This is a genomic window from Kushneria phosphatilytica, from assembly GCF_008247605.1.
Classification (GTDB): domain Bacteria; phylum Pseudomonadota; class Gammaproteobacteria; order Pseudomonadales; family Halomonadaceae; genus Kushneria; species Kushneria phosphatilytica.
In genome coordinates this window covers 754,960-775,788 of record NZ_CP043420.1, presented here as the reverse complement: position 1 = coordinate 775,788, position 20,829 = coordinate 754,960, and the positions used below count along the sequence as shown (strand labels likewise).

The 20,829-nt window shown below is 60.3% G+C and carries 24 protein-coding genes; 9 read left to right on the top strand and 15 right to left on the bottom strand.

Annotation, left to right across the window (positions count from 1 at the left end):
- Positions 1-5: 5 nt before the first annotated feature.
- From FY550_RS03400 to FY550_RS03390, 3 genes are all read right to left on the bottom strand, one after another.
- Positions 6-578: an L-threonylcarbamoyladenylate synthase gene (locus FY550_RS03400; RefSeq protein WP_070981748.1), complete on the bottom strand. Its 573-nt coding sequence runs from the start codon at positions 576-578 to the stop codon at positions 6-8.
- A 90-nt stretch (positions 579-668) separates the two neighbouring features.
- Entirely contained in the window at positions 669-1,766 is a 1,098-nt protein-coding gene (gene dprA / locus FY550_RS03395; protein WP_070981746.1) for a DNA-processing protein DprA, read from the bottom strand.
- Positions 1,767-1,777: 11 nt separating this feature from the next.
- A complete protein-coding gene (locus tag FY550_RS03390) occupies positions 1,778-2,743 on the bottom strand; it encodes a LysM domain-containing protein (RefSeq protein WP_070981744.1) in 966 nt (321 codons plus the stop codon).
- A gap of 215 nt (positions 2,744-2,958) precedes the next feature.
- Here FY550_RS03390 and def point away from each other — a divergent pair, with 215 nt between their 5' ends.
- The 6 genes from def to trkA all read left to right on the top strand — a co-directional run bounded on the left by def (position 2,959) and on the right by trkA (position 8,377).
- Positions 2,959-3,465, top strand: coding sequence for a peptide deformylase (gene def, locus FY550_RS03385; protein ID WP_070981741.1), 507 nt, complete (start codon positions 2,959-2,961; stop codon positions 3,463-3,465).
- Positions 3,466-3,541: 76 nt separating this feature from the next.
- Positions 3,542-4,507, top strand: a complete 966-nt coding sequence (gene fmt, locus FY550_RS03380) for a methionyl-tRNA formyltransferase (RefSeq protein WP_070981739.1) — start codon at positions 3,542-3,544, stop codon at positions 4,505-4,507.
- Positions 4,504-5,832: a 16S rRNA (cytosine(967)-C(5))-methyltransferase RsmB gene (rsmB, locus tag FY550_RS03375; protein WP_149054357.1), complete on the top strand. Its 1,329-nt coding sequence runs from the start codon at positions 4,504-4,506 to the stop codon at positions 5,830-5,832. Before fmt ends, rsmB begins: the two co-directional genes overlap by 4 nt.
- A 77-nt stretch (positions 5,833-5,909) precedes the next feature.
- Positions 5,910-6,599 (top strand): nicotinamidase, encoded by a 690-nt coding sequence (locus tag FY550_RS03370; protein WP_070981736.1) that lies wholly within the window; start codon positions 5,910-5,912, stop codon positions 6,597-6,599.
- A 45-nt stretch (positions 6,600-6,644) separates the two neighbouring features.
- Complete coding sequence (locus FY550_RS03365; RefSeq protein WP_070981734.1) at positions 6,645-6,851, top strand: dodecin; 207 nt, start codon at positions 6,645-6,647, stop codon at positions 6,849-6,851.
- Between the two features lie 152 nt (positions 6,852-7,003).
- A complete protein-coding gene (gene trkA / locus FY550_RS03360; RefSeq protein WP_070981732.1) occupies positions 7,004-8,377 on the top strand; it encodes a Trk system potassium transporter TrkA in 1,374 nt (457 codons plus the stop codon).
- A gap of 13 nt (positions 8,378-8,390) precedes the next feature.
- Here the strand turns inward: trkA and FY550_RS03355 are convergent, their stop codons facing one another.
- From FY550_RS03355 to FY550_RS03335, 5 genes are all read right to left on the bottom strand, one after another.
- Positions 8,391-8,678 carry a putative quinol monooxygenase gene (locus FY550_RS03355; RefSeq protein WP_070981729.1) on the bottom strand — a complete coding sequence of 96 codons (288 nt, stop codon included), beginning with the start codon at positions 8,676-8,678 and terminating at the stop codon, positions 8,391-8,393.
- Positions 8,679-8,705: 27 nt separating this feature from the next.
- The gene (locus FY550_RS03350) at positions 8,706-9,476 is read right to left on the bottom strand and encodes a tRNA-uridine aminocarboxypropyltransferase (protein ID WP_070981727.1); all 771 of its coding nucleotides are present in this window, start codon (positions 9,474-9,476) and stop codon (positions 8,706-8,708) included.
- Complete coding sequence (locus FY550_RS03345; protein WP_070981725.1) at positions 9,473-10,420, bottom strand: bile acid:sodium symporter family protein; 948 nt, start codon at positions 10,418-10,420, stop codon at positions 9,473-9,475. The genes FY550_RS03350 and FY550_RS03345 overlap by 4 nt, the downstream gene beginning before the upstream one ends.
- A gap of 115 nt (positions 10,421-10,535) precedes the next feature.
- Entirely contained in the window at positions 10,536-11,258 is a 723-nt protein-coding gene (locus tag FY550_RS03340; RefSeq protein WP_070981723.1) for an SIR2 family NAD-dependent protein deacylase, read from the bottom strand.
- Positions 11,259-11,347: 89 nt separating this feature from the next.
- Positions 11,348-12,238, bottom strand: a complete 891-nt coding sequence (locus tag FY550_RS03335; protein WP_070981720.1) for a hypothetical protein — start codon at positions 12,236-12,238, stop codon at positions 11,348-11,350.
- An 87-nt stretch (positions 12,239-12,325) separates the two neighbouring features.
- On the opposite strand from FY550_RS03335, the gene FY550_RS03330 reads away from it, so the two are divergent.
- From FY550_RS03330 to FY550_RS03320, 3 genes are read left to right on the top strand one after another with little or no spacing between them, the layout of a single operon-like run.
- Positions 12,326-13,126, top strand: coding sequence for a pseudouridine synthase (locus FY550_RS03330; protein ID WP_070981717.1), 801 nt, complete (start codon positions 12,326-12,328; stop codon positions 13,124-13,126).
- Entirely contained in the window at positions 13,123-13,983 is an 861-nt protein-coding gene (tcdA, locus tag FY550_RS03325; protein WP_070981708.1) for a tRNA cyclic N6-threonylcarbamoyladenosine(37) synthase TcdA, read from the top strand. Before FY550_RS03330 ends, tcdA begins: the two co-directional genes overlap by 4 nt.
- On the top strand, positions 13,980-14,207 hold the full coding sequence (locus tag FY550_RS03320; RefSeq protein WP_070981706.1) for a DUF1653 domain-containing protein: 228 nt from the start codon (positions 13,980-13,982) through the stop codon (positions 14,205-14,207). The genes tcdA and FY550_RS03320 overlap by 4 nt, the downstream gene beginning before the upstream one ends.
- A gap of 24 nt (positions 14,208-14,231) precedes the next feature.
- Here the strand turns inward: FY550_RS03320 and bfr are convergent, their stop codons facing one another.
- From bfr to FY550_RS03285, 7 genes are all read right to left on the bottom strand, one after another.
- A complete protein-coding gene (gene bfr, locus FY550_RS03315; protein WP_070981703.1) occupies positions 14,232-14,729 on the bottom strand; it encodes a bacterioferritin in 498 nt (165 codons plus the stop codon).
- A 158-nt stretch (positions 14,730-14,887) separates the two neighbouring features.
- Complete coding sequence (locus FY550_RS03310; protein WP_070981700.1) at positions 14,888-15,118, bottom strand: (2Fe-2S)-binding protein; 231 nt, start codon at positions 15,116-15,118, stop codon at positions 14,888-14,890.
- Between the two features lie 149 nt (positions 15,119-15,267).
- Positions 15,268-16,788 (bottom strand): aldehyde dehydrogenase family protein, encoded by a 1,521-nt coding sequence (locus FY550_RS03305; RefSeq protein ID WP_070981698.1) that lies wholly within the window; start codon positions 16,786-16,788, stop codon positions 15,268-15,270.
- Positions 16,789-16,885: 97 nt separating this feature from the next.
- Positions 16,886-17,656: an aspartyl/asparaginyl beta-hydroxylase domain-containing protein gene (locus tag FY550_RS03300; protein WP_070981695.1), complete on the bottom strand. Its 771-nt coding sequence runs from the start codon at positions 17,654-17,656 to the stop codon at positions 16,886-16,888.
- Between the two features lie 59 nt (positions 17,657-17,715).
- Positions 17,716-18,666, bottom strand: a complete 951-nt coding sequence (locus FY550_RS03295; protein WP_070981692.1) for a hypothetical protein — start codon at positions 18,664-18,666, stop codon at positions 17,716-17,718.
- On the bottom strand, positions 18,663-19,664 hold the full coding sequence (locus tag FY550_RS03290) for a diacylglycerol kinase family protein (RefSeq protein WP_149054356.1): 1,002 nt from the start codon (positions 19,662-19,664) through the stop codon (positions 18,663-18,665). Before FY550_RS03290 ends, FY550_RS03295 begins: the two co-directional genes overlap by 4 nt.
- The gene (locus FY550_RS03285) at positions 19,657-20,805 is read right to left on the bottom strand and encodes a CDP-alcohol phosphatidyltransferase family protein (protein WP_070981685.1); all 1,149 of its coding nucleotides are present in this window, start codon (positions 20,803-20,805) and stop codon (positions 19,657-19,659) included. Before FY550_RS03285 ends, FY550_RS03290 begins: the two co-directional genes overlap by 8 nt.
- Between the last annotated feature and the right edge of the window lie 24 nt (positions 20,806-20,829).

Here is a 20,829-nt window from a genome sequence, read left to right as displayed (position 1 = left end):
AAGGTTCAGTCACGCAGGATATCCCCGGTCATCAGATCGCGAATGCGACTGGGGCGATCGTACCCGCCCAGTGCGCCATCAATCACCATGACGCGATCACCGAAAATCTTGCGGACATCACTGGCACTGCTGCAGGGGAGCTCACCGGCCCGATTGGCCGAAGTAGACACCAGCGGCTTGCCCAGTGCTGCGCAGAGCGCTGCAGCTACCGGATGCGTACTGATTCGGATGGCGACGCTGGTGAATCGTCCACGAACCAGCGAATGGGCGCGGCCATTATCCGGTACCAGCCAGGTTGTCGGCACTTCTGCTGGTGCAGCGAAACGTGCTCTCAAGAGCGGGTCGAGCCCCTCAAGCCAGGGCTCGCAGCGGAACACGCTATCGGCAATCAGAATCAATCCCTTGTCTGCAGGTCGGGTTTTGAGCGCCAGTACATGCTCAAGCCCCTTGTCGCTATCAGGATCACAGCCCAGCCCCCACACCGTTTCGGTGGGATAAGCCACGACCTCCCCCTGCTCAAGGGCGGACCGAGCCTGCTGCAATATGGCCTTGTTCGGCCCGGGATCGGAAAAGGGCATCAGAGAATTCTTTTGCAGTCGTTACCGGATGCACCAAGTGTAACGCTCGCATGGTAGCGCCTCTACCATTCCAGACCGGCGCGGTGGGTTTTACGCGGTGGTGTTTCGTCGCACCCAACCGCCGGGGGCCTGAGCCGCCCAGCCTTCCAGTTCAAGCATCAACAAGCGCTGCTGACAATCACTGACAGCCACACCACTGAGTTCGACCAGTTGATCGAGAGGACAGGGTACATTCGACAGGTGCGTCCAGAGCGGATCGTCAGGGCACGTGACGTTTATCGGCGCCATCGGTGCCGGATGTGTGACGCCTTCCACTCTTCCTGATTCCGGTAGTTCGGAGAGCAGCTCGTCCCGACAGGTTACCAACCGAGCCCCCTCCTGAATCAGCCAGAGGCAGCCACTGGCCTGTGGGTTATGCAATGAACCGGGCAGGGCAAACACTTCGCGATTCTGCTCCATGGCCAGGCGGGCACTGACCAGAGAACCACTTCGCCGTGCCGCCTCGACCACCAACACTCCCAGCGAGAGGCCGGTAATAATGCGATTGCGCCGGGGAAAGAACGGTGCTCGCGCCGCAGTCCCCGGCAAGTGTTCCGAGAGCAGTAAACCGCCATTTTCAAGCAGCCTTTGGCGCAAACGTCGATGAGTACGCGGATAAAGCACATCAACACCGCACCCCAGCACTGCGATCGTCCATCCACCAGCATCAAGCGCTGCTTCGTGAGCGCGACCATCGATACCCAGTGCCATGCCACTCACGATGGTGAACCCATACTCCGCAAGAGCACGGCTGAATCCCAGTGCATTGTCCCGCCCCTCACGGGTTGGACGACGCGTTCCCACCATGGCCAGTGCCGGCGGCGTCAATGCCGCCAAATCCCCCCACCCCCAGAGCACGGGTGGCGGATCCGGCAATTCGTCGAGCAGTCCGGGCCAGGCAGGATGACTCGGGGTCAAAAGGTGTCGCCCCGAACCGCCTTCAAGCCAGGCCATCGCGCGTTCGATATCTTCGTTGAGAGGACTACGCTGCGGATCATGCAGCCAGACCATCAACTGATGGCGGGCTTCACCCGGCAAGGCCGCCAGCCAACCTTCCGGCCAGCTCGGCTGCTGTTGGCGTATTTGCGCCAGCCGACGAGCTCCCAGCTTCGGTAACAGTGACAGTGCCAGCCAGTGGCGCGAGGTCATTGATTCACCAGTCATGTCTGCGGTGCTGCCAGCCGATCACCTGGTGAGAGCGGCTCATCGATATGCATGACCAGCGCATAGCCAGCATGCTGATAACTGCGAAAGACCAGAGCCAGGCCTATCTGGCGTGAGGGTAATGCAAGTCGCTGATGGTCAAGCGGATCACGCACCTCAGGATCGGTGCGATAAATACCCAGCACTGTACCGGGTATCACACCATCTTGTTTTCCCAGATCGATGGTGATGACATCGTGCGCGGCGATCACACGGCCAGTTGCCGGGTCCGCTACGATATGACCCGAGACACCCGCAGGGAGTGGATGCGGTTGCAGGTTTTCAGGCGGAATGCGGGCCTCGCGAGGAAGCAGCAGATCACCGGCAGTGATTTCCCGACGGCCTTGCGTCAGGGTCAGTACCGAAAGCGGAGAGCCCACACGATCCAGCCGGGCCTCTCCCGAGAGCGCCAGCGAATACCCCAATACCTGTCCTTGCTCATCACGAATTGCGCGACCCGGCGCATAGATCCCGTAATACCGGCCTCGCGGGCCTGTCACGCCACGCACCAGGATGCGTTGCCCGGCAGCACTGACCAGTTGCCCCTCTTCTCCACTGACCACTCGAGGGAGCGCATCACAGCACTGTTCCACGATACGATGCCCGGTCAGCCAGACCCGAATCGATGCCATTGGTATCGGGGCCACTATCTCACGTGGTGCCAATTGCCTGAGACGGGGCGATAGCCGTACTACAGGAGCCTCCGAGCGCTCTACACGGATGCCGTTCGTCGTGCGATACACCCGATCACCGCTACGCAGCGGCATCGGCTCCGAGGCGTCACCACTCGACCATGCCCAGGGCGGCACTTCGAGACGCTCGGTGATATCCCATAGCGTATCGCCTGGCTGTACGGTATAGGTTTCATCGCCTGCTGCCAGGCCTGGACCCTGCAACAGCCACAATCCCAGCAAGGCACCCATCCATCTCCTGCCTGCCACCCGCGGCATTGACGCTCCTCTCTACGCCGTGCCGGTTCCGTTGGCCGGTCGTGCGCACTACAATAAGGTTCATAGGCACGGCATGATGTACTCACTTCATGCCATCTGCTTCCTGACTGATTTACGGCAGCACCGGGCAATCACTTGATGCCGGTTACGCCGGTCATGCCGCAATCCCGATACCGGAAGACTATTTCATGGCCCTACTGGACATTCTCGAATACCCCGATGAGCGCCTGCGCACCCGGGCGGCCCCCGTCGAGCAGGTCGATGATGAAGTACGCCGACTGGTCGATGACATGTTCGAGACCATGTACGACGCACCGGGCATCGGCCTGGCTGCCACCCAGGTGGATGTACACCGTCGTATCGTCGTCATGGACGTCAGCGAGCAGAAGAACCAGCCCATGGTCCTGATCAATCCCGAATGGGAGGCGCTGGACGATGAACGCGCCCCACTGCAGGAGGGGTGTCTGTCGATTCCCGACTATTATGCCGAGGTCCCCCGCGCCCTGCGGGTTCGCCTCAGGGCGCTTGACCGTAACGGCCAGCCCTGGGAGACCGACGCCGACGGCCTGCTGGCGCACTGCATTCAGCATGAATGCGATCATCTCGATGGCGTATTGTTTGTCGACTACCTCTCGCCCCTCAAACGTGAGCGGGTCAAGAAGAAGATGCAAAAACGTCATCGAGCCATGACCTGAAGGGTAACGTCAGGCGCCGCCCTGCTAATGACAGGCCCGCTACTCCGGTACCGGGCTCCTCGATCCGGATTTTTCCATGTCCCGAAGTCTTCGCGTCGCCTTTGCCGGCACGCCCGAATTTGCTGCCGGCCATCTGAACGCCCTGCTCGGCAGCCGCCACGAGGTGGTGCTTGTTCTTACGCAGCCGGACCGGCCGTCCGGTCGGGGGCGGCAACTGACGCCTTCCCCGGTCAAGTCGCTGGCACTGGAACACGACCTGCCGCTTCACCAGCCTGAAAGGCTGAAGAGCGAAGCCGAACGGGCACCGCTGATCGAGGCCAACATTGATCTGTTGGTGGTTGTCGCCTATGGACTGATTCTGCCCCGGGCCGTGCTCGATATCCCGAAGCTGGGTGCAGTCAATGTCCATGCCTCACTGCTGCCGCGCTGGCGTGGAGCGGCTCCCATTCAGCGTGCCATAGAGGCACGCGATGAACGCAGTGGCGTCACCCTGATGGCCATGGACGAAGGACTCGATACCGGTGACATGTTACTGGTACGAGAAACGCCTCTCGATGAGCACACCACGGCCGCTGCACTGCACGACCGCCTGGCCGAACTCGGTTGCGAGCTGTTGGTCGAGGGACTCGACCGCCTGGCCGATGGCAACCTTGTGGCCACTCCGCAGCCGAGCGAGGGGGTCACCTATGCAGCCAAGATCAGCAAGGCAGAAGCGGAACTGGATTTCAGCCTGCCTGCTGAAGTGCTCGCCGCCCGGGTACGGGCCTTCAACCCGGTGCCTGTTGCCTGGACCAGGCTGGGCGAGGAACGTCTGCGTATCTGGGAAGCCGTAGCCGAACCCCGTACTGCGACCGATAGCGCCACTGCTCCCGGCACACTACTGGCCGGGCCAACCGATGCGATGCGCATCGCCTGCGGTCATGGCGTATTAAGAGTCAGAATTGCCCAGCTACCCGGTGGCAAGCCCATGCCGATCGAGCAGCTGATGCATAACCGTCGTCATCTGCACGGTGCCGGCATGCGCCTGGGATCAACCTCATGACCTCCGCATCCCGCTCACGTGCTACCACCGTCAATGTCCGCGCCGCCGCCGCCCGGGCCCTGGTCCCGGTACTTTCCTGCCAGGGCTCACTGGCCGGACTCGACACCTCTGCGGTAGGCGAACGCGACCGGGGGCTGATGCGCGCCCTGTGCTTCGGTGTCTGTCGTCAATTGCCTCGGCTGGAAGCGCTGGCCAGCGAACTGTTGCGCAGTCCGCTGCGTCATCGTGATCTTGATATTCAGGCACTGCTGCTGATCGGCCTGTATCAGCTCTATGAAATGCGCGTTCCTACACATGCCGCGGTGGGTGAGACCGCCGGGGCCGCTCGCAGTCTCAACAAGGCGTGGGCGACTCGAGTACTCAACGGTTGTCTGCGTCGCGCCGATCGGGAGCGGGACACCCTATTGGCACGTGTCGAAAAACGTCCCGAAGCGTACTGGTCTCATCCCCAATGGCTGCTCGATCGGCTCCGTCGCGCCTGGCCACAGGAGTGGGAAACCATTGCTGCCGCCAACAATGTACCGGGCCCGATGACGCTTCGCGTCAATACCCGGCGTATTGATCGCGCGACCTGTCTCGAACGCCTTGAAGCCAATGGCATCGAGGCTACCCCCTGTCATTATGCCAGCGAGGGAATCACCCTGGCTCAGGCCTGTGATGTGGAGCAACTGCCCGGCTTTGCCGAAGGCGAACTCAGTGTACAGGACGAAGCAGCTCAGCTCGCAGCCCCCCTGTTGACGACCGATCTCTCCAAAGGCGCTCGGGTACTTGATGCCTGCTGCGCACCGGGTGGCAAGACCGCTCATCTGCTCGAACAGCGTTCCGATCTGGCACTGACCGCGCTGGACAGCGAGGCCGAGCGACTGAGCCGGGTAGAGAGCACCCTGGGCCGACTCGGCCTGACAGCCACTATCTGTCATGCCGACGCTACCTCACGCCAGTGGTGGGACGGCACCCCGTTCGAGGCGATTCTGCTGGATGCGCCCTGTTCCGGCACCGGGGTCATCCGTCGTCATCCGGATATCAAACGATTACGCCGTGATAGCGACATTGCCACTCTGGCAGAGCTGCAGGATCGGCTGCTCGATGCCTTGTGGCCAACGCTCGCTCCCGGTGGGCGACTGGTTTATGCCACCTGTTCGGTGATGCCGGAAGAGAATCAGCAGCGCATCGAGGCCTTTCTGGCCCGTACGCCGGATGCCCGCACCATAACGATCGAGGCCGACTGGGGTCGGCCTGCGGGACCGGGTCGCCAGTTGTTGCCACAGATCAATGGCCATGATGGTTTCTTCTATGCGGTACTGGTACGCAGTGCCGGTGCCTGAATGTTTCCCGGGCTGCCTTGTCAGTTCGGCAACAAGCTTCGATACTGAATATCGGAATCGTCGCCAGCCGAGTTGTCATGACTGAACACACAGGCAGCGTGTCTGCCCTCCAAGCCGAGTCCTGCGAGCATGCGCGTCGAGCCCTGATCGTGGTCGACGTACAGCCCGACTTCATGCCTGGCGGGCCACTGGCCTGTGCCGAAGGTGACGCCCTTCTGCCCGGGCTGTGTGCACTGCTTGATGCAGACCATTTCGGTCATGTCGTGGCAACTCAGGACTGGCATCCCGCTGACCATATCTCGTTTGCCAGTCGACATCCCGGATGGCGCCCGTTCGAATCGACCACGCTGTATGGTGAACCCCAGACCCTGTGGCCGGATCACTGTCTGCAGGGATCACGCGGTGCAGAACTGCATCCGGCACTGGATTGGTCCAGGGCTGATGCCATCATCCGCAAGGGCACCGATCGACGGGTCGACAGTTATAGCGGTTTCCGACATAACATCGGCCCTGATGGCAGTCGGCCGTCGACCGGCCTGGCCGGTTGGCTGAACGAGCGTGGTGTCACGCATGTCTGGGTCTGCGGATTGGCACGCGAGGTCTGCGTGCTCTGGACTGCCGAGGATGCCGTCCAGGCCGGTTTCGAAACTCGTTTTTTATGGTCACTGACGCGCCCGGTCAGCTTCGACTCCGATGCGGCCACCCGTCAGCGACTACAACGCCAGGGTATCGATATTATCGATGCCGACTTCATGGACCCGGTCTGAAGCTCTGATTCCAGAGCTTTCGGACCCCATTCAGGGAAGAGTGCAATGAGTGATCACGTCTATAAATCCGTCGAACTGACCGGTTCTTCGGAAACCAGCATCGAGGAAGCGGTACAGAATGCACTGAACAAGGCCAATGAGACCGTACGCAACATGGAGTGGTTCGAGGTCACCGATACGCGTGGTCACATCGAAAACGGTCAGGTGGGTCATTGGCAAGTCAGCCTCAAGGTCGGTTTCCGACTGGACTGATACCATCGATATCCCGATGATCGCGACGCCCCGGTAATGCCGGGGCGTTGTCGTTGATAGCAATACCGGCACGCTAAACTGGGCGACGGCGCGGGCAGTAGTTTATGCTTGCGCGAATACCGTGATCCGCTTTTTCAATTTCCCGGGCTGCCATGAAAATCATCATTCTGGGTGCCGGCCAGGTTGGCGGCACGCTCGCCGAACATCTGGCCCACGAAGAGAACGACATCACCGTGGTGGATACCGACACCGCGATGTTGCGTGACCTGCACAACCGGCTCGACATCCGCACTGTTCAGGGGCCTGCTTCCTACCCCGCCATCCTGCGTCAGGCAGGCGGCGAGGATGCCGACATGCTGATCGCCGTGACCAATTCCGACGAGGTCAACATGGTGGCCTGTCAGGTGGCGCATACGCTGTTCAGCACGCCTACCAAGATCGCCCGGGTACGCTCGACCGCCTATCTCACCCGCAAGGGACTGTTTTCCCAGGATGCCATTCCAGTCGATGTGCTGATCAGTCCCGAACAGGTTGTGACCAACCACATTCGACGGCTGATCGAATATCCCGGTGCGCTCCAGGTGCTGGATTTTGCCAGCGGCCTGGCCCAGCTGGTAGCGGTCAAGGCCTATTATGGAGGACCTCTGGTCGGCCAGGAGCTTGGGTTCCTGCGTCGTCACATGCCCAACGTGGATACCCGGGTAGCTGCCATTTATCGTCGCAATCGCCCGATTATTCCGCATGGCGATACCGTCATCGAAGCCGATGACGAAGTTTTCTTTATCGCTGCCCGCAAGGACATTCGTACCGTCATGGGCGAGCTGCGACGTATTGATCGTGGTTTCCGGCGGGTCATGGTGGCGGGAGGCGGCCATATTGGCGAGCGGCTTGCCGAAACCCTGGAGCAGAGCCACCAGGTCAAGATTCTCGAACAGAGTCTGGAGCGCTGTACCCAGCTCTCCGAGCGGCTTGACCGTACCGTGGTCCTGCACGGCAGCGCGACCAGCAAGCGACTGCTGCTCGAGGAGAACATCGAGGAGTGCGATATCTTCTGCGCACTGACCAATGATGACGAGGTCAATGTGATGTCCTCGATGCTGGCCAAGCGGCTGGGCGCCAAGAAGGTACTGACCCTGATCAACAACCCCGCCTACGTTGATCTGGTTCAGGGCGGTGAGATTGATATCGCCATTTCGCCCCAGCAGGCCACCATTGGCAGTCTGCTGACCCATGTGCGCCGCGGCGACATCGTCAATGTGCACTCATTGCGTCGTGGTGCTGCCGAGGCGATCGAGGCCATCGCCCATGGCGATGCACGCTCATCGAAAGTGGTTGGCCGCACCATCGAGGAGATCGCCCTCCCCGATGGTGTATCCATCGGCGCCATTGTACGTGGTCGAGAGGTGCTGATCGCTCACCATGACCTGCGCATCGAAAGTGCCGACCACGTCATTCTGTTCGTCGTCGACAAAAGGCGCATGCGCGAGGTCGAGCGGCTTTTCCAGGTGGGACTGAGCTTTTTCTGAGCCCGCTACGGGCTCAGGTCAGCACGTCGTATTCGCGTACCGCCATCTGCGCAATACGATTTTCAAGTGTCATCGCCATCTGCTTGTAGTGCTCACTGGCAAGATGAGCATCGAGCGCTTCCCGATCGCGCCACTGTTCCACCATGACGAAGACCCGCTCGTTCTCACGATCACGGGTCAGCGTGTAATACTCACAACCCTCATCCTGACGCGATGGGGGGACCACATCCTTCAGGGTCTGCTCGACAAACTCGATCTGATCCGGCTGTGCTTCGATGGTGGCGATAATACCCAGTGCCATGGACTGCTCCCTGTCAGGCTTGAATAATTACTGGCCAGTATAGGCAGAGAGGGCGTAATCAGGCGAACGACGTGCCCGCAGCCGGGCCATCGCCGGTGTATCCTCATGCAGCCGGCGGTGGACACGGCTGGCAGCATAGCAATCATTGAAGGCTTCAAAGTAGTCGTCCAGTACCGCCGCCGCCTCGGGCTCATGGTTCAGTTGCAACAGCTCTGCCGCCACTTCAGCAGTACACAGGTGATGCGGTGAAGCCGGCTTGCGCAGATGATAACGGGTAACCCGCTCGCTGCGCAGCGACACAATCGGCAGCTGCTGCAGATACGGGCTCTGACGAAACATCTTGCGCGCCTGGCGCCAGGTCCCATCGAGCATCACAAAGACCGGAATACGCGTATCGCGATGTTCCTCAAACGATGACACCACGCGCTCGGCGTAGTCCGTCTGATCATCGGGATAGATCAGAAAGGGCTGGAAGCGCGGATCGTTCAGTCGCTCAAGCAACCCGGGATCCGGTTCGGTGCGTGACCAGGTAAAGGTCTCGGTATGCGTCAGACAATCACCGATCAGCCGACCGGTGTTGGTCGGCTTGTAATGTTCCAGGCGATGGGTGATCAGCCAGAAACGGGCCTCACTGGCGACTTCCACCCGATAGGGGCACAGGCAGTTGAGTGCCGGCAACCGGCACTCATCGCAGCGCTCAACAAAGCTGCCACGCGCTGTGAAGGGGCGCCGCGGCGGCCCCTCCGGCGCATTGGCATCCGACGCTTCATCCAGCAGCCGCGAGGCATCACGACTCATGAAGTGACCTCTTCGTATTCGCGTGACGAGGACGCCGACAGGGCCCGGCGCTTCCAGTAACCTGCCAGTAGCGACCCCGAAATATTGTGCCAGACCGAGAACAGCGCACCCGGCAACGCCGCCGTCGGCGAGAAGAACTGGGTGGCCAGCGATGCGGCCAGCCCGGAGTTCTGCATGCCCACCTCGATCGCGACGGTACGACTGTCACGTCGATCGAGACGCAACAGACGCGCCAGCCCATAGCCCAGCGCCAGACCGCTGACGTTGTGCAGCATGACCGCCAGCGCTACCAGCGGTCCCAGTGAGCTCAGGCGATCAGCATTGAGCGACACCACGATGGCGATGATGATCACGATCGCCGCCATCGCTACCGTTGCCAGTGCCGGTTCGACGCGCCGAATCGACTCCGACAGCCAGTGGTGTACCACACAGCCGGCCACGATCGGCAGGATCACCAGTTTTGCAATGCTCCACAGCAGACCAGCTACCGGCACATCGATCGACGCCCCCATCCATAACCAGACCAGCAACGGGGTCATGAAGATCGACAACAGCGTTGAGACCAGCGTCATGCTAACCGAGAGTGCCACATTACCGCCGGCCAGCCAGGTCATCACATTGGAGGCGGTGCCTCCCGATGTTGCCCCAACCAGTACCATGCCAATGGTCAGCGCCGGCGAAAGACCGAGCAACATTGAAATCAGAAAGGCCGCTGCCGGCATCAGCGCATACTGCAACACCACGCCGATGACGATTGCCCGGGGCGAACGCAGAACACCGACGAAATCGGCTCGCGATAATGTCAGGCCCATGGTGAACATGATCAGCGCCAACAATGGCTGGATGGCGCCAGCTGCACTGTTGAAGAGAGCAGGCATCAGGGCCGCAATGACTGCAGCACCAATGGCCCACAGTGGAAAAAGACGATTGAGTGTCGTGAACATGCTATCCATCCGGTCAACAACGAATCACCGCCCGCAGGCGGTACGGATCGCCACGGCACCTTCGGTGGATCACACCCTGGTGAGCCTTCCGGCGGGGTCGCCGGATCAGGCCGGTTCAGTCGGCGAGAAAATCGGGCAGTTCGAGTCGGCGGTGTTGCCGCCAGTAATCGGCCAGTCGCGAGACGCCCTCGGTGGCACTGGTCGCCATGGTAGTAACGCCGCGTGGCGCCACCTCTTCAGCGGCCGGATCAACGAGAATACGTGGCACATGCCACTCAGCTTCGTTCACCAGCGCTGAAGCCGGTGCAACCGCCAGCGAGGTACCGACCACCAGTACCAGATCAGCATCGGCGACCACATCGCAGGCTGTACCGTATAGCGGCACTGTCTCGCCGAACCACACCACATGCGGGCGCAGCTGGCTACCACGGTCACAGTGGTCCCCGGGACGAATATCCTCATCATCGGCGAGTCGATAGATCAACCGAGGATCGGCACTGGAACGCGCCTTGAGAATCTCTCCATGCAGATGGAGTACCGAGCGCGACCCCGCCCGCTCATGCAGATCATCAATGTTCTGGGTCACGATACTGACCCGAAAACCTTCATTTTCAAGGGCCGCCAGGGCCATATGGGCCGCATTGGGCTGCGCCGCGCGGACCTGTCGACGGCGCTCGTCGTAAAAGGCCAATACCGTTTCGGGATCGCGATGCCAGGCTTCCGGTGTCGCCACATCCTCGATTCTGTGGTTTTCCCACAGCCCATCGCCATCACGAAAGGTCCGGATACCACTTTCGGCGCTGACTCCAGCACCGGTCAGGACAACCAGATGCGACATGTTGCGTTTCCATCCCTGTTGCTGACGCATATGACGCCATCTGTGCGGACGAATTTTATCAGACCCGACCAGAAGAGTCAGACTCCGCCTCAGCCCAGCTGAAAAATGATAATGCCGACTGCCATGGCGGTCGCACAAGCCAGTCGCTGATAGAACAGCCGCCCTCGGCTGAGCGCATCCGTCAGCCCGATCCCGAGACGGGTCATGACCAGAGCGACGGCAATCGACAGGATGCCGCGGGCCGATTGCAGGATATTGGCATGCACGGCGCCGAGTTCATTGAAGGTCACAAACAGCAATACCATCGACCCCATCCAGCTCACAGCCAGCGGCCAGGTGCCCAGCACCCGACGCCAGTCGGCTCGACCCAGACTGAAACCGACCGGCAACACTACCAGCCCATTGAGGCAGTAGACCACGCTGACGGCCAGCATGATTCCGCGTAATCCCTCGACGCCGATATCATGCATCAGTGCCACAACGCCCAGATCGGAGACCGAGTATCCCAGTACCGCCAGCATCAGCCAGCCCAGGGCACGTGAGCGGATCGCCCCACCGGCCAGACTCATGGCGATTGCCGCAATACCGCAAATCGCCACACCCAGCCACTCGAGCCGTCCCAGTAACTCTCCGGCGAACAGGGTCGTGATGACCGCCAGCGAGACCACCTTGAGCCCCAGTAACGGCGATACCCGTGACGCCACATCATGACGCAGCGCCGAAAACAGCGCTGCCTGACCGAGCAGATAACAACCGGAAGCCGCTGCCAGCGGTCCCAGCAGTGTCAATAGCGGCGCCATCTCCGGCGTCCACAGCACCATCACTCCGATGGCCGAGAGCAGGCCCATCAGCAGGTGGCTGAAGACCAGTAGAGCGCGCGACCCCAGTCCGGTCGATAGCCGCACCTGAGCGGCGAGAAAGTAATACAGCGCCTGTCCCAGCGCGCCCAGCAGTCCACAGATCACGGCAATTGCTGCCATTGTGTACATCCCCTGCCCAACATCTGCCATAATCGATACGCTCGCCCCCCAAGGGCGAGCCCATTCATTGCGCCTCATTCGGAACCGATGTCCGAGCCCATCGATATCATCTTTCAGGACGAGCAACTGGTCGTGGTGCACAAACCCGCCGGCGCCCTCGTGCATCGCAGCGCGCTGGATCGACATGCGCCAGTGGTCATGCTACAGCGCCTGCGTGATCAGCTTGGCCGACATGTCCATCCGGCTCATCGACTCGATCGCCCCACCTCCGGGTTACTGATGTTCGCCTTTGATCGACATACAGCAGCCCGACTGGGAGAGGCCTTTCGCGAACAGCGCGTGGCCAAGCGCTATCTGGCCGTAGTGCGAGGCATCGGCCCCGAGCATGCCCTGCTCGACTGGTCACTGCGTGAGGAGGATGGCCGGCGGCCCAAGGCCGAACAACCTGCCATGACAGCGGCCACTCGCGTGCGACGCCTTGATAGCATCGAGCTGCCGGTTCAGGTGGATCGTTACCCACAGAGCCGTTACTCCCTGATGGAAGCCGTGCCATTGACCGGCCGCCGTCATCAGATCCGCCGCCACCTCAGCCGTAGTGGCCATCCCATTATCGGTGATGCCAAACACGGCAAGGGCGTGCACAACCGATTCTTTCGTGATCGCCTGAACAGCGATCGCCTGTTGCTGGCTGCCGTGGAACTGGGGCTGGAACATCCCATCGACGGGTATTGGCTCAGCCTGCAGGCACCGGTCGCTGACGATTTCGCCGCCCTGCTCTCTCGCCTGGGCTGGGCCGGCCATAACCCACCCGCCCGGATCAAGCGTCTTGAGCAGCGTCCGGTCGATGAGCCCACCTCCATTCCACCACCGAACACTGAACCATCATGACCAGCGCTTTTGATGAATCACGTTACAGTGCCGCCCATGAGCAGGATTACGCACAGCGCTTCGACGGTATCCGCCGCCTTTACGGCCAAAGTGGTGTCGAACGGCTGCGGCATGCTCATGTGGTCATCATCGGTATCGGCGGCGTCGGCAGCTGGACGGTCGAGGCGCTGGCGCGCAGTGGCCTGGAGCGGCTGACTCTGATCGATCTCGACGATGTCTGCATCACCAACGTCAATCGTCAGTTGCATGCGCTGGATGGCCAGATCGGCCGACCCAAGGTCGAGGTCCTGGCTGAACGCTGTCGACTGATCAATCCCTTCATTGATGTGAAGACTGTCGCTGCCTTTGTGACGCCGCACAACATTGCTGATCGGCTGCCGGCAGACACCGACCATGTTATCGATGCCATCGATCATGTCGGGGCCAAAACGGCATTGATCGCCTACTGTCGACGTCAACGTATTGGCCTGACGGTCACTGGTGGTGCCGGTGGACTCACTGATCCGACTCGCCTGCAAGTGCTGGACCTGAGCCGTACCGAACAGGACCCCCTGCTATCGAAGGTACGCGCCCTGCTCAGACGCGAGCACGGTTTCCCGCGCAATCCGAAACGTCGTTTCTCGGTGGCCTGTGTCTGTTCAGGCGAGCAGCGCCGATATTCGGATGGCGCCGGCGAAGTCTGCCACACCCGTCCCGACAGTGGCGAACCACTCCGCCTCGGCTGCGCCGGCGGGTTCGGCGCTGCCACTTTCGTCACGGGCGCCTTTGGCTTCGCCGCAGCCGGTCATGCCATCGAGCGGCTGATCGACCGGCCGAAAGGCACATCCGATCCATCGTCCACGGAATCAACCCCATGACACATCAATGGCCTGTTCCCGGCGTTTATCGCCACTACAAGGGCGCCCTGTACGAAGTACTGGGGACGGCCCGGCACAGCGAAACCGAAGAACAGCTGGTGGTCTATCGAGCGCTTTATGGCGAGTACGGCCTGTGGGTCAGACCGCTGTCCATGTTCATGGAGAGTGTGGACATCGACGGCGAGCCGGTCGCCCGTTTTGCAATGGAACAGGCCTTTTGCTGACCGGCTCTACCGAATGACTGACGATCAGGCCTCGTCGCCGGATTCCTGACCGGGCAACTGCATCTGACGTTGCAGGTAGTTTTCCATGCCGACCTTTTCGATCAGACTCAGCTCGGTTTCGATGGCGTCGATGTGCTCTTCTTCATCAGCCAGAATCTCCAGCGCGAGATCGCGGCTAACGTAGTCACGTACCGATTCGAAGTAGCTGATCGCCTCGATCAGCGCTTCGCGCCCTTCCTGCTCGATTTTCAGATCGCACTCGAGCATTTCACGGGTATTTTCGCCGATGTGCAGTTTGCCGAGATCCTGCAGATTGGGAATACCCTCGAGAAAGAGGATACGCTGGATGTAGCGATCTGCATGGTTCATCTCGTCAATGGATTCGTCGTACTCCCATTTGGCGAGACCGGCCAGCCCCCAGTCCTTGTACATCCGGGCGTGCAGAAAATACTGATTGATGGCAATCAGTTCGTTGCCGAGCAATCGATTGAGATGCTCGATGACCTTCGGATCGGTTTTCATGACGGTAGCTCCGCTGACATGAACATGCAGGACGCGCAGCGCCCTTTGGACACGTCGGAAGTATCTCTCATGAAATAACAGATTTCGAGTAGAGGATATTACGAATCAAGGACTTGCGAAAAATTCTCATTTAAGGCCCACGTCGCCTCATGCCTTCCTCAGCCTGCCGCCGCAACTGCCAGATCACCGTGACAACTGACCAACTGTGTATACCGGGCCGCGTGGCTCAGCAAGGCTTCTTCAACGATGGATTCTGCCGTACAGGCACACTTGCCACACTGGCCCGAACATCCGGTCATTCGGCGCACTTCCTGCCATGAACGAGCTCCCTCGCTGACCGCATTGCGCAACTGATGATCGGTGATTTTTCGACACAGACAGACGAACATTCCGCGCTCCCGAGTGATGACTCAGTGAACGTAAATGATTCTCACCCGTTGATGCAAGCTTTATCGAGAACAATTTTCATTCGCTCCGCTGTCAGCAGCCGTGATGAAAACGCCCCGCATGGCGGGGCGTCGATAGCACAGGAATGGACTCAATAGAGGCCCATCGGATCATCACTGTAGGAGATCAGTTGACACTTGATCTGCTGATAGTTGCCCAGAATGGTCTTGTGGGTTTCGCGCCCGATACCGGACTTCTTGTATCCCCCGAAGGCTGCATGGGCAGGATACTGATGATAACAGTTGGTCCAGACTCGCCCTGCCTGAATCCCCCTTCCCATGCGGAAGGCCCGGTTGATATCACGGGTCCAGAGGCCGGCCCCCAGACCGAACTCGGTATCATTGGCAATCCTGAGCGCTTCCTCCTCGGTACGGAAGGTGGTCACCGAGAGGGTCGGCCCGAAGATTTCCTCCTGGAAGACCCGCATATCGTTGCGTCCGCGGAAAATGGTGGGCTGTACGTAAAAGCCACCGCCCTGCTCCCCGGTCAGGGTCTGTTTCTCCCCACCCAGCAGCAGCTCGGCACCTTCCTGACGACCGATCTCCATGTAGGACATGATCTTGTCGAACTGTTCACGAGAGACCTGGGCACCCATTTCGGTTTCGGTATCAAGCGGATTGCCGAACTTCATCTGTTTGGCACGCTCGATGACCCGTGGCATCAGGGTGTCATAGACATCCTCGTGGATGAGCGCTCGCGAGGGGCAGGTGCAGACTTCACCCTGATTGAGGAAGGTCATCATCAACCCTTCGACACACTTGTCGATAAAGTGATCACCATGACTGAGCACATCCTCGAAGAAGATATTGGGCGACTTGCCACCCAGCTCGAGGGTCGCCGGGATAATGCGTTCGGCGGCTTTTGCCATGATATGACTACCCACCGGGGTCGAGCCGGTAAAGGCGATCTTGTGTATACCGGGATGCACCGCCAGCGCTTCACCGGCTTCCTCGCCTACGCCATGAACCACGTTGAGCACACCCTTCGGCAACAAATCACCGATCAGGCCGAGCAGCACACAGATCGAGGCAGGCGTCTGTTCCGCCGGTTTGAGTACCACGGCGTTGCCGGCAGCCAGTGCCGGCGCCAGCTTCCAGCCGGCCATCAGCATCGGGAAGTTCCACGGGATGATCTGGCCTACCACACCGTAGGGCTCGTGATAATGATAGGCCACCGTGTTGGCATCAATCTCGCTGATGCCGCCTTCCTGACTGCGGATACAGCCGGCGAAGTAACGGAAATGATCGACCAGCAACGGCATGTCCGCCGCCAGACACTCACGGATGGGCTTGCCGTTATCCCAGGTCTCGGCTACTGCCAGCATCTCGAGATTGCTCTCGATGCGGTCGGCAATCTTCAACAGAATGCCGGCGCGCTCTGCCGGCGCAGTGGCGGCCCACCCCGGGGCCGCGCGGGTAGCTGCCTGTACGGCACGATCGATATCGGCAGCCCCGGAGCGCGGTACCTGACAGAAGACCTCGCCGGTAATCGGGGTCAGGTTGTCGAGATACTGCCCTTCCTCGGGCGCCGTCCATTCGCCATCGATGAAATTCTCGTAGCGCTTGCTGAACGTGACCAGTGCATCTGCCTGGCCGGGACTGGCGTATTGCATGATGCGCTCCTTCGAATCGTAATCGCTTGCCGATTGCAAGCGATCCCAGATTAGAAATTCTTGCTACATCATCGCAATGTGGCAATGGTCCAGGTCGTCAGTGACGCGCCGTACCACGGTTGCGCTGCCAGCGCTTTTCATTACGCCGGGCCCGCTGCACAAAGGGAGACAGCCGAATCAGGGTGAAGGCAAGGCGATTGACCAGTGAGGCCGGAAACCGCATGGGCCGTTCCACATCCATGAACAGCACGACCCGCTGTCCTTCCGTCTCGTTCCACACTTCATGATCGAACGTATCGTCGAACAGCAGACTGCGTCCTTCTTCCCAATGCGCTATCTGTTCGTCGACCCGGATACGACACTGCTCTCGTGGTTCGGGCACCTGCAGACCGAGATGATAGCGCAATACACCCTTGTAGGGTCCGCGGTGGGCGGGAATATGCTTGCCCGGCGCCAGAATCGAGAACATGGCGGTTTTCATGCCAGGTACCTGCTCGATCAGACGCGCGGTCTCCGGACAGCGCTCACAGTTCTCCTCCATGCGGTAGCCATAGCCATAGAGAAAGAAGGTTTTCCACTGGTCGTCCCTGGACAGGCGCTGCTGATCTTCGGAAATGTCCTGGAAGTTGGGTAGCTGATCGCGCTCGCGCAGCACTTCATCGAGTTCGGTCCGGATCTTCTGCCAATCGGCTTCCAGCGTTTTGGTCCAGGCAAACCGGGAAGTGTCAAAAAAGGGCTGGTCTCCGACCAGGGAATGCCGAGCTATAAACCGGTCAATGCCGACCAGCAGACGCCGGCCGATACGGATGTACCACGGTTTGCGACGTTTATCGGCGCGACTGGGCGCCTGAGTGGAGGAATCAGTCATGATGGACTCTCCTTGCAGAAAATAAGGCCCCAGGGACGTATCGCCATCACTGCTACCGACTAGCGCAGCACACGATCGCGCAGCAACCGCCAAAGAATCGGCCAACCGAAAATCAGAGGATAGGCGCGCAAGCGAGGTGTCACGTTGATCGTATGGCCGGTATGGCGCTTGAGCTTCCAGGCAGCATAATCAACGCCCCCCTCGAAGGTGGCAATCGATTTCATCAGACGCAGCACATGCAGCAGGTGACCCTGTCGGCGCCGCCAGCGCCAGCGCCGCCTGGCGCGGCATCGCGCATCATCACCGGCATGATGGATGAATGTATCGTCCTGATCGGTTTCGAGCCCGGGCAACGTTTCGGCCAGCGCCCGGGTCAGCCGGACGTAATCCTCCCGCCCCTCCTGAACCAGTAGCGAAGAACGACCGCTGCCTTCAGGTCTCAGTTCCACACCGTAGCTCAGCGCCAATGTCTGCTGCCAGCCGACTGCGGCATCAAACCGCATCGGCAGGCATGGCAGCGCCTCGCTCCAGAGCCTGGTCACGGCACCTGCCAGCGCTTTTTCGATCCGCTCGCGCACGCTGGCACTGCGCCAGAACACCAGACGCGAGGGTTGAGCAAAACGCCCCCAGAAGTAGGATTCAAAGGCCCGCTGGCACCCACGCTCGAAGTCAGCCACGCTGACCACAGCACACTTGGCACGCAGCGTGCGAGCAGCCTCTGGGTCATCAGCCTCGAGATAGAAGACGTTGGGCGGCAGCCAGGCATTGGCCAGACGCCAGCTGTAACGCTCATAGACTCGTCGATAATCATCGACAATGGCGTAGAGATCGACAAGGCCCTCGCCAGGATCACCATCACGCAGACAGGAGCCATAGAACAGTACGGCCTGTACTGAATCGCCAAAGCGCTGATGGACCCGGCGAATCAGCGGATCGAGCGCTGCCGTCACCGGGCGAGCACTCTGCTCGGCAATCAGGGACTGCAGCGTGACAGATGACTGCTGGGTCATGCCGCCTCTCTCCCGAAAACGCGAAAATCGATCGGCCCGATGGCGCTCAACGTCAGCGACCGTGACATTCCCTCCTCGGAGGACATGCCATAGAGTTCTCCATCCAGCATCCAGCCCTGAGCAAACTGCAGCTGCAAACGTTCGGCGCGGAGACTCAGATAGCCGGCTGTCGAGCGGGTAGCAAGCTCCCCGCTTCCCATCAGCACCAGCGGCAATCGCCACCAGGGGCCGGGTGCGTCAGCATCCATCAGTGCCAGACGCAGGTGCCCTTCACCACTGCCCCAGAAGGGACGCACGCCCAGCATCAGGTGTTCGAAGGTACTGACAGCCAATAATCGACAATCCCCTTCATGGGACATGATGCCTTCCTGCTGCACCTTGACTGGTGTGGACGGCAACAAGGGATGATGCCCTCCGCGAAGCAGCGCCAGAAACAGTCGCAGAAAGGCCAGGCGCGGCCCCCAGCGACCGTTGACCTGATCGCGCAATCGCTGTTGGAAAAAGCTGACACCACTGGTCAACGCCCCACCGCCAAAGAAAAAACCGCAGCGAGCTACACGCCCATCCTCGACACATACGACCGGCCAGCTCACTCTGCGAGGCGCCGCGCCACCCTGCTGCCAGGCTTCTACAGCGCCCAGGGCGGCCAGCGGTTTACATCTGCTCCCGAGTGCCCTGGCACTCATGTTGGTAGTACCACCACCCACCACGATCAGGGCCGGCAGTTGCTTCGTTGAAAGCTCGAAACGCAGCAGTAACAGGGTCAGTACTGCCTGTAGCGTGCCATCACCGCCCAGCACCACGATCCCTTCGACACCATCGTTCAGCCATTGTCTCAGAATCGGCTCGATGGCCTCGGGATCACTCGCCTCGCGATAATCGGCGGCGACCATGGCAAGCGCCTGCCGGCGAATCGCCGAAAGCGAACGTCGGCAGCGACCGCTACCGGGGTTACACAGGATACCGAGTGTTCGACAACCGCCCCCCTCTTCAGTCATGAGAGGAGACGAACCAGCGCACCACCAGCCGATGCCGCTCAGCTCTCGGATCAACCCGCGAAAGCCAGGGCGTCACCGCTGCCCCTCGGCTGACCTGTTGACGCGCCTGCAGAACCCGAACCACAAGCACTACGGTCGATATGATGGTCCAGACCATGACCAGCAGCAGTCCGATATAGGGCAGACCCAGCAACCAGCACAGGGTCAGCAGTAACAGACAGGGATTACGCCGTGCCGTTACCAGCCGATTGACGGAATCGAACGGTTCCCAGATGAACAGTGAAAACGGACCTGCAGTCTTGAAAGCCGCTTCAGCCAATCGCCCGCCAATATAACCGATGAAAATCAACCAGTAGATGATACTCGGGACCTGAACCGCCAGGCCTACCCCCCACGCGAGATACCAGAAGGGGGGATGAATGATATCCAGCACATGATCGAAAAGATTGCCGAAGCGACTGGCATTGAGCGTCACCCTCGCCAGCTTGCCATCCACGGTATCAAGAAAGGTCATCAGCCAGGCCGCTATCAACCCGGGACCATAGGCGCCATACCAGAAAGCCACCCCCGCCAGCAGGGTGAGCAGATAGCTGAAGGCGGTAACATGGTTGGGGCGTATACCACGCTGGGCACAGAAACGGGTCACCGCTCGCGCCGGCAATGGCCAGACCCATTTGGTAATCAGGTCGGTCACCCCCTTGTAGGCGGAGTCGTAGAGCGCATTTTCGATACGTTCACGATTACCGTCCTCTACCCGAGCCACCCAGGGGGTATCAAACTTGCGCAGCTTTGACTGCAAACCCAGCCCGATTTCACCCGGCGTCATCTCATCAAGGCCTGTGGTATCGACATCCGCCAGTTGGACGTCCCCCGAGGCCACCTTCATGCGTACGGCCACCAGAGTATGATCAGCCGGGTCACGCAGCACGACCTGATGGGAACCCACCAGGCCTTCGAGCACACGCTGATCGAAGACATAATCGCCACGCAGTAATAGTACGTCATCACCTTCGGCGATGGTTGCGTCATCGCTCAGGACAACACCCTTCATGCGCGAGAGCGCGCGCACCAGCCGTTCCCGGGGCGTCAATCCCCAGACGCGGGTGGTGGTATCTTTTTCGAGCGTTGCCTTTACTGTCATGATTGCATCCGTTGCGTTCGTTTC

Excerpts from the sequence above, each read along its gene's own strand:
- FY550_RS03340 (WP_070981723.1), bottom strand. The coding sequence starts at position 11,258 with ATGTCGCATCTGGTTGTCCTGACCGGTGCTGGAGTCAGCGCCGAAAGT.
- FY550_RS03310 (WP_070981700.1), bottom strand. The coding sequence starts at position 15,118 with ATGTTCGTCTGTCTGTGTCGAAAAATCACCGATCATCAGTTGCGCAAT.
- FY550_RS03330 (WP_070981717.1), top strand. The coding sequence starts at position 12,326 with ATGTCCGAGCCCATCGATATCATCTTTCAGGACGAGCAACTGGTCGTG.
- bfr (WP_070981703.1), bottom strand. The coding sequence starts at position 14,729 with ATGAAAACCGATCCGAAGGTCATCGAGCATCTCAATCGATTGCTCGGC.
- FY550_RS03320 (WP_070981706.1), top strand. The coding sequence starts at position 13,980 with ATGACACATCAATGGCCTGTTCCCGGCGTTTATCGCCACTACAAGGGC.
- FY550_RS03355 (WP_070981729.1), bottom strand. The coding sequence starts at position 8,678 with ATGGCACTGGGTATTATCGCCACCATCGAAGCACAGCCGGATCAGATC.
- FY550_RS03350 (WP_070981727.1), bottom strand. The coding sequence starts at position 9,476 with ATGAGTCGTGATGCCTCGCGGCTGCTGGATGAAGCGTCGGATGCCAAT.
- FY550_RS03285 (WP_070981685.1), bottom strand. The coding sequence starts at position 20,805 with ATGACAGTAAAGGCAACGCTCGAAAAAGATACCACCACCCGCGTCTGG.
- FY550_RS03300 (WP_070981695.1), bottom strand. The coding sequence starts at position 17,656 with ATGACTGATTCCTCCACTCAGGCGCCCAGTCGCGCCGATAAACGTCGC.
- FY550_RS03290 (WP_149054356.1), bottom strand. The coding sequence starts at position 19,664 with ATGACTGAAGAGGGGGGCGGTTGTCGAACACTCGGTATCCTGTGTAAC.
- FY550_RS03345 (WP_070981725.1), bottom strand. The coding sequence starts at position 10,420 with ATGTTCACGACACTCAATCGTCTTTTTCCACTGTGGGCCATTGGTGCT.
- FY550_RS03335 (WP_070981720.1), bottom strand. The coding sequence starts at position 12,238 with ATGGCAGCAATTGCCGTGATCTGTGGACTGCTGGGCGCGCTGGGACAG.
- FY550_RS03305 (WP_070981698.1), bottom strand. The coding sequence starts at position 16,788 with ATGCAATACGCCAGTCCCGGCCAGGCAGATGCACTGGTCACGTTCAGC.
- fmt (WP_070981739.1), top strand. The coding sequence starts at position 3,542 with ATGTCCCGAAGTCTTCGCGTCGCCTTTGCCGGCACGCCCGAATTTGCT.
- tcdA (WP_070981708.1), top strand. The coding sequence starts at position 13,123 with ATGACCAGCGCTTTTGATGAATCACGTTACAGTGCCGCCCATGAGCAG.
- FY550_RS03365 (WP_070981734.1), top strand. The coding sequence starts at position 6,645 with ATGAGTGATCACGTCTATAAATCCGTCGAACTGACCGGTTCTTCGGAA.
- dprA (WP_070981746.1), bottom strand. The coding sequence starts at position 1,766 with ATGACCTCGCGCCACTGGCTGGCACTGTCACTGTTACCGAAGCTGGGA.
- FY550_RS03400 (WP_070981748.1), bottom strand. The coding sequence starts at position 578 with ATGCCCTTTTCCGATCCCGGGCCGAACAAGGCCATATTGCAGCAGGCT.
- FY550_RS03295 (WP_070981692.1), bottom strand. The coding sequence starts at position 18,666 with ATGACCCAGCAGTCATCTGTCACGCTGCAGTCCCTGATTGCCGAGCAG.
- def (WP_070981741.1), top strand. The coding sequence starts at position 2,959 with ATGGCCCTACTGGACATTCTCGAATACCCCGATGAGCGCCTGCGCACC.
- trkA (WP_070981732.1), top strand. The coding sequence starts at position 7,004 with ATGAAAATCATCATTCTGGGTGCCGGCCAGGTTGGCGGCACGCTCGCC.
- FY550_RS03370 (WP_070981736.1), top strand. The coding sequence starts at position 5,910 with ATGACTGAACACACAGGCAGCGTGTCTGCCCTCCAAGCCGAGTCCTGC.
- FY550_RS03390 (WP_070981744.1), bottom strand. The coding sequence starts at position 2,743 with ATGGGTGCCTTGCTGGGATTGTGGCTGTTGCAGGGTCCAGGCCTGGCA.
- rsmB (WP_149054357.1), top strand. The coding sequence starts at position 4,504 with ATGACCTCCGCATCCCGCTCACGTGCTACCACCGTCAATGTCCGCGCC.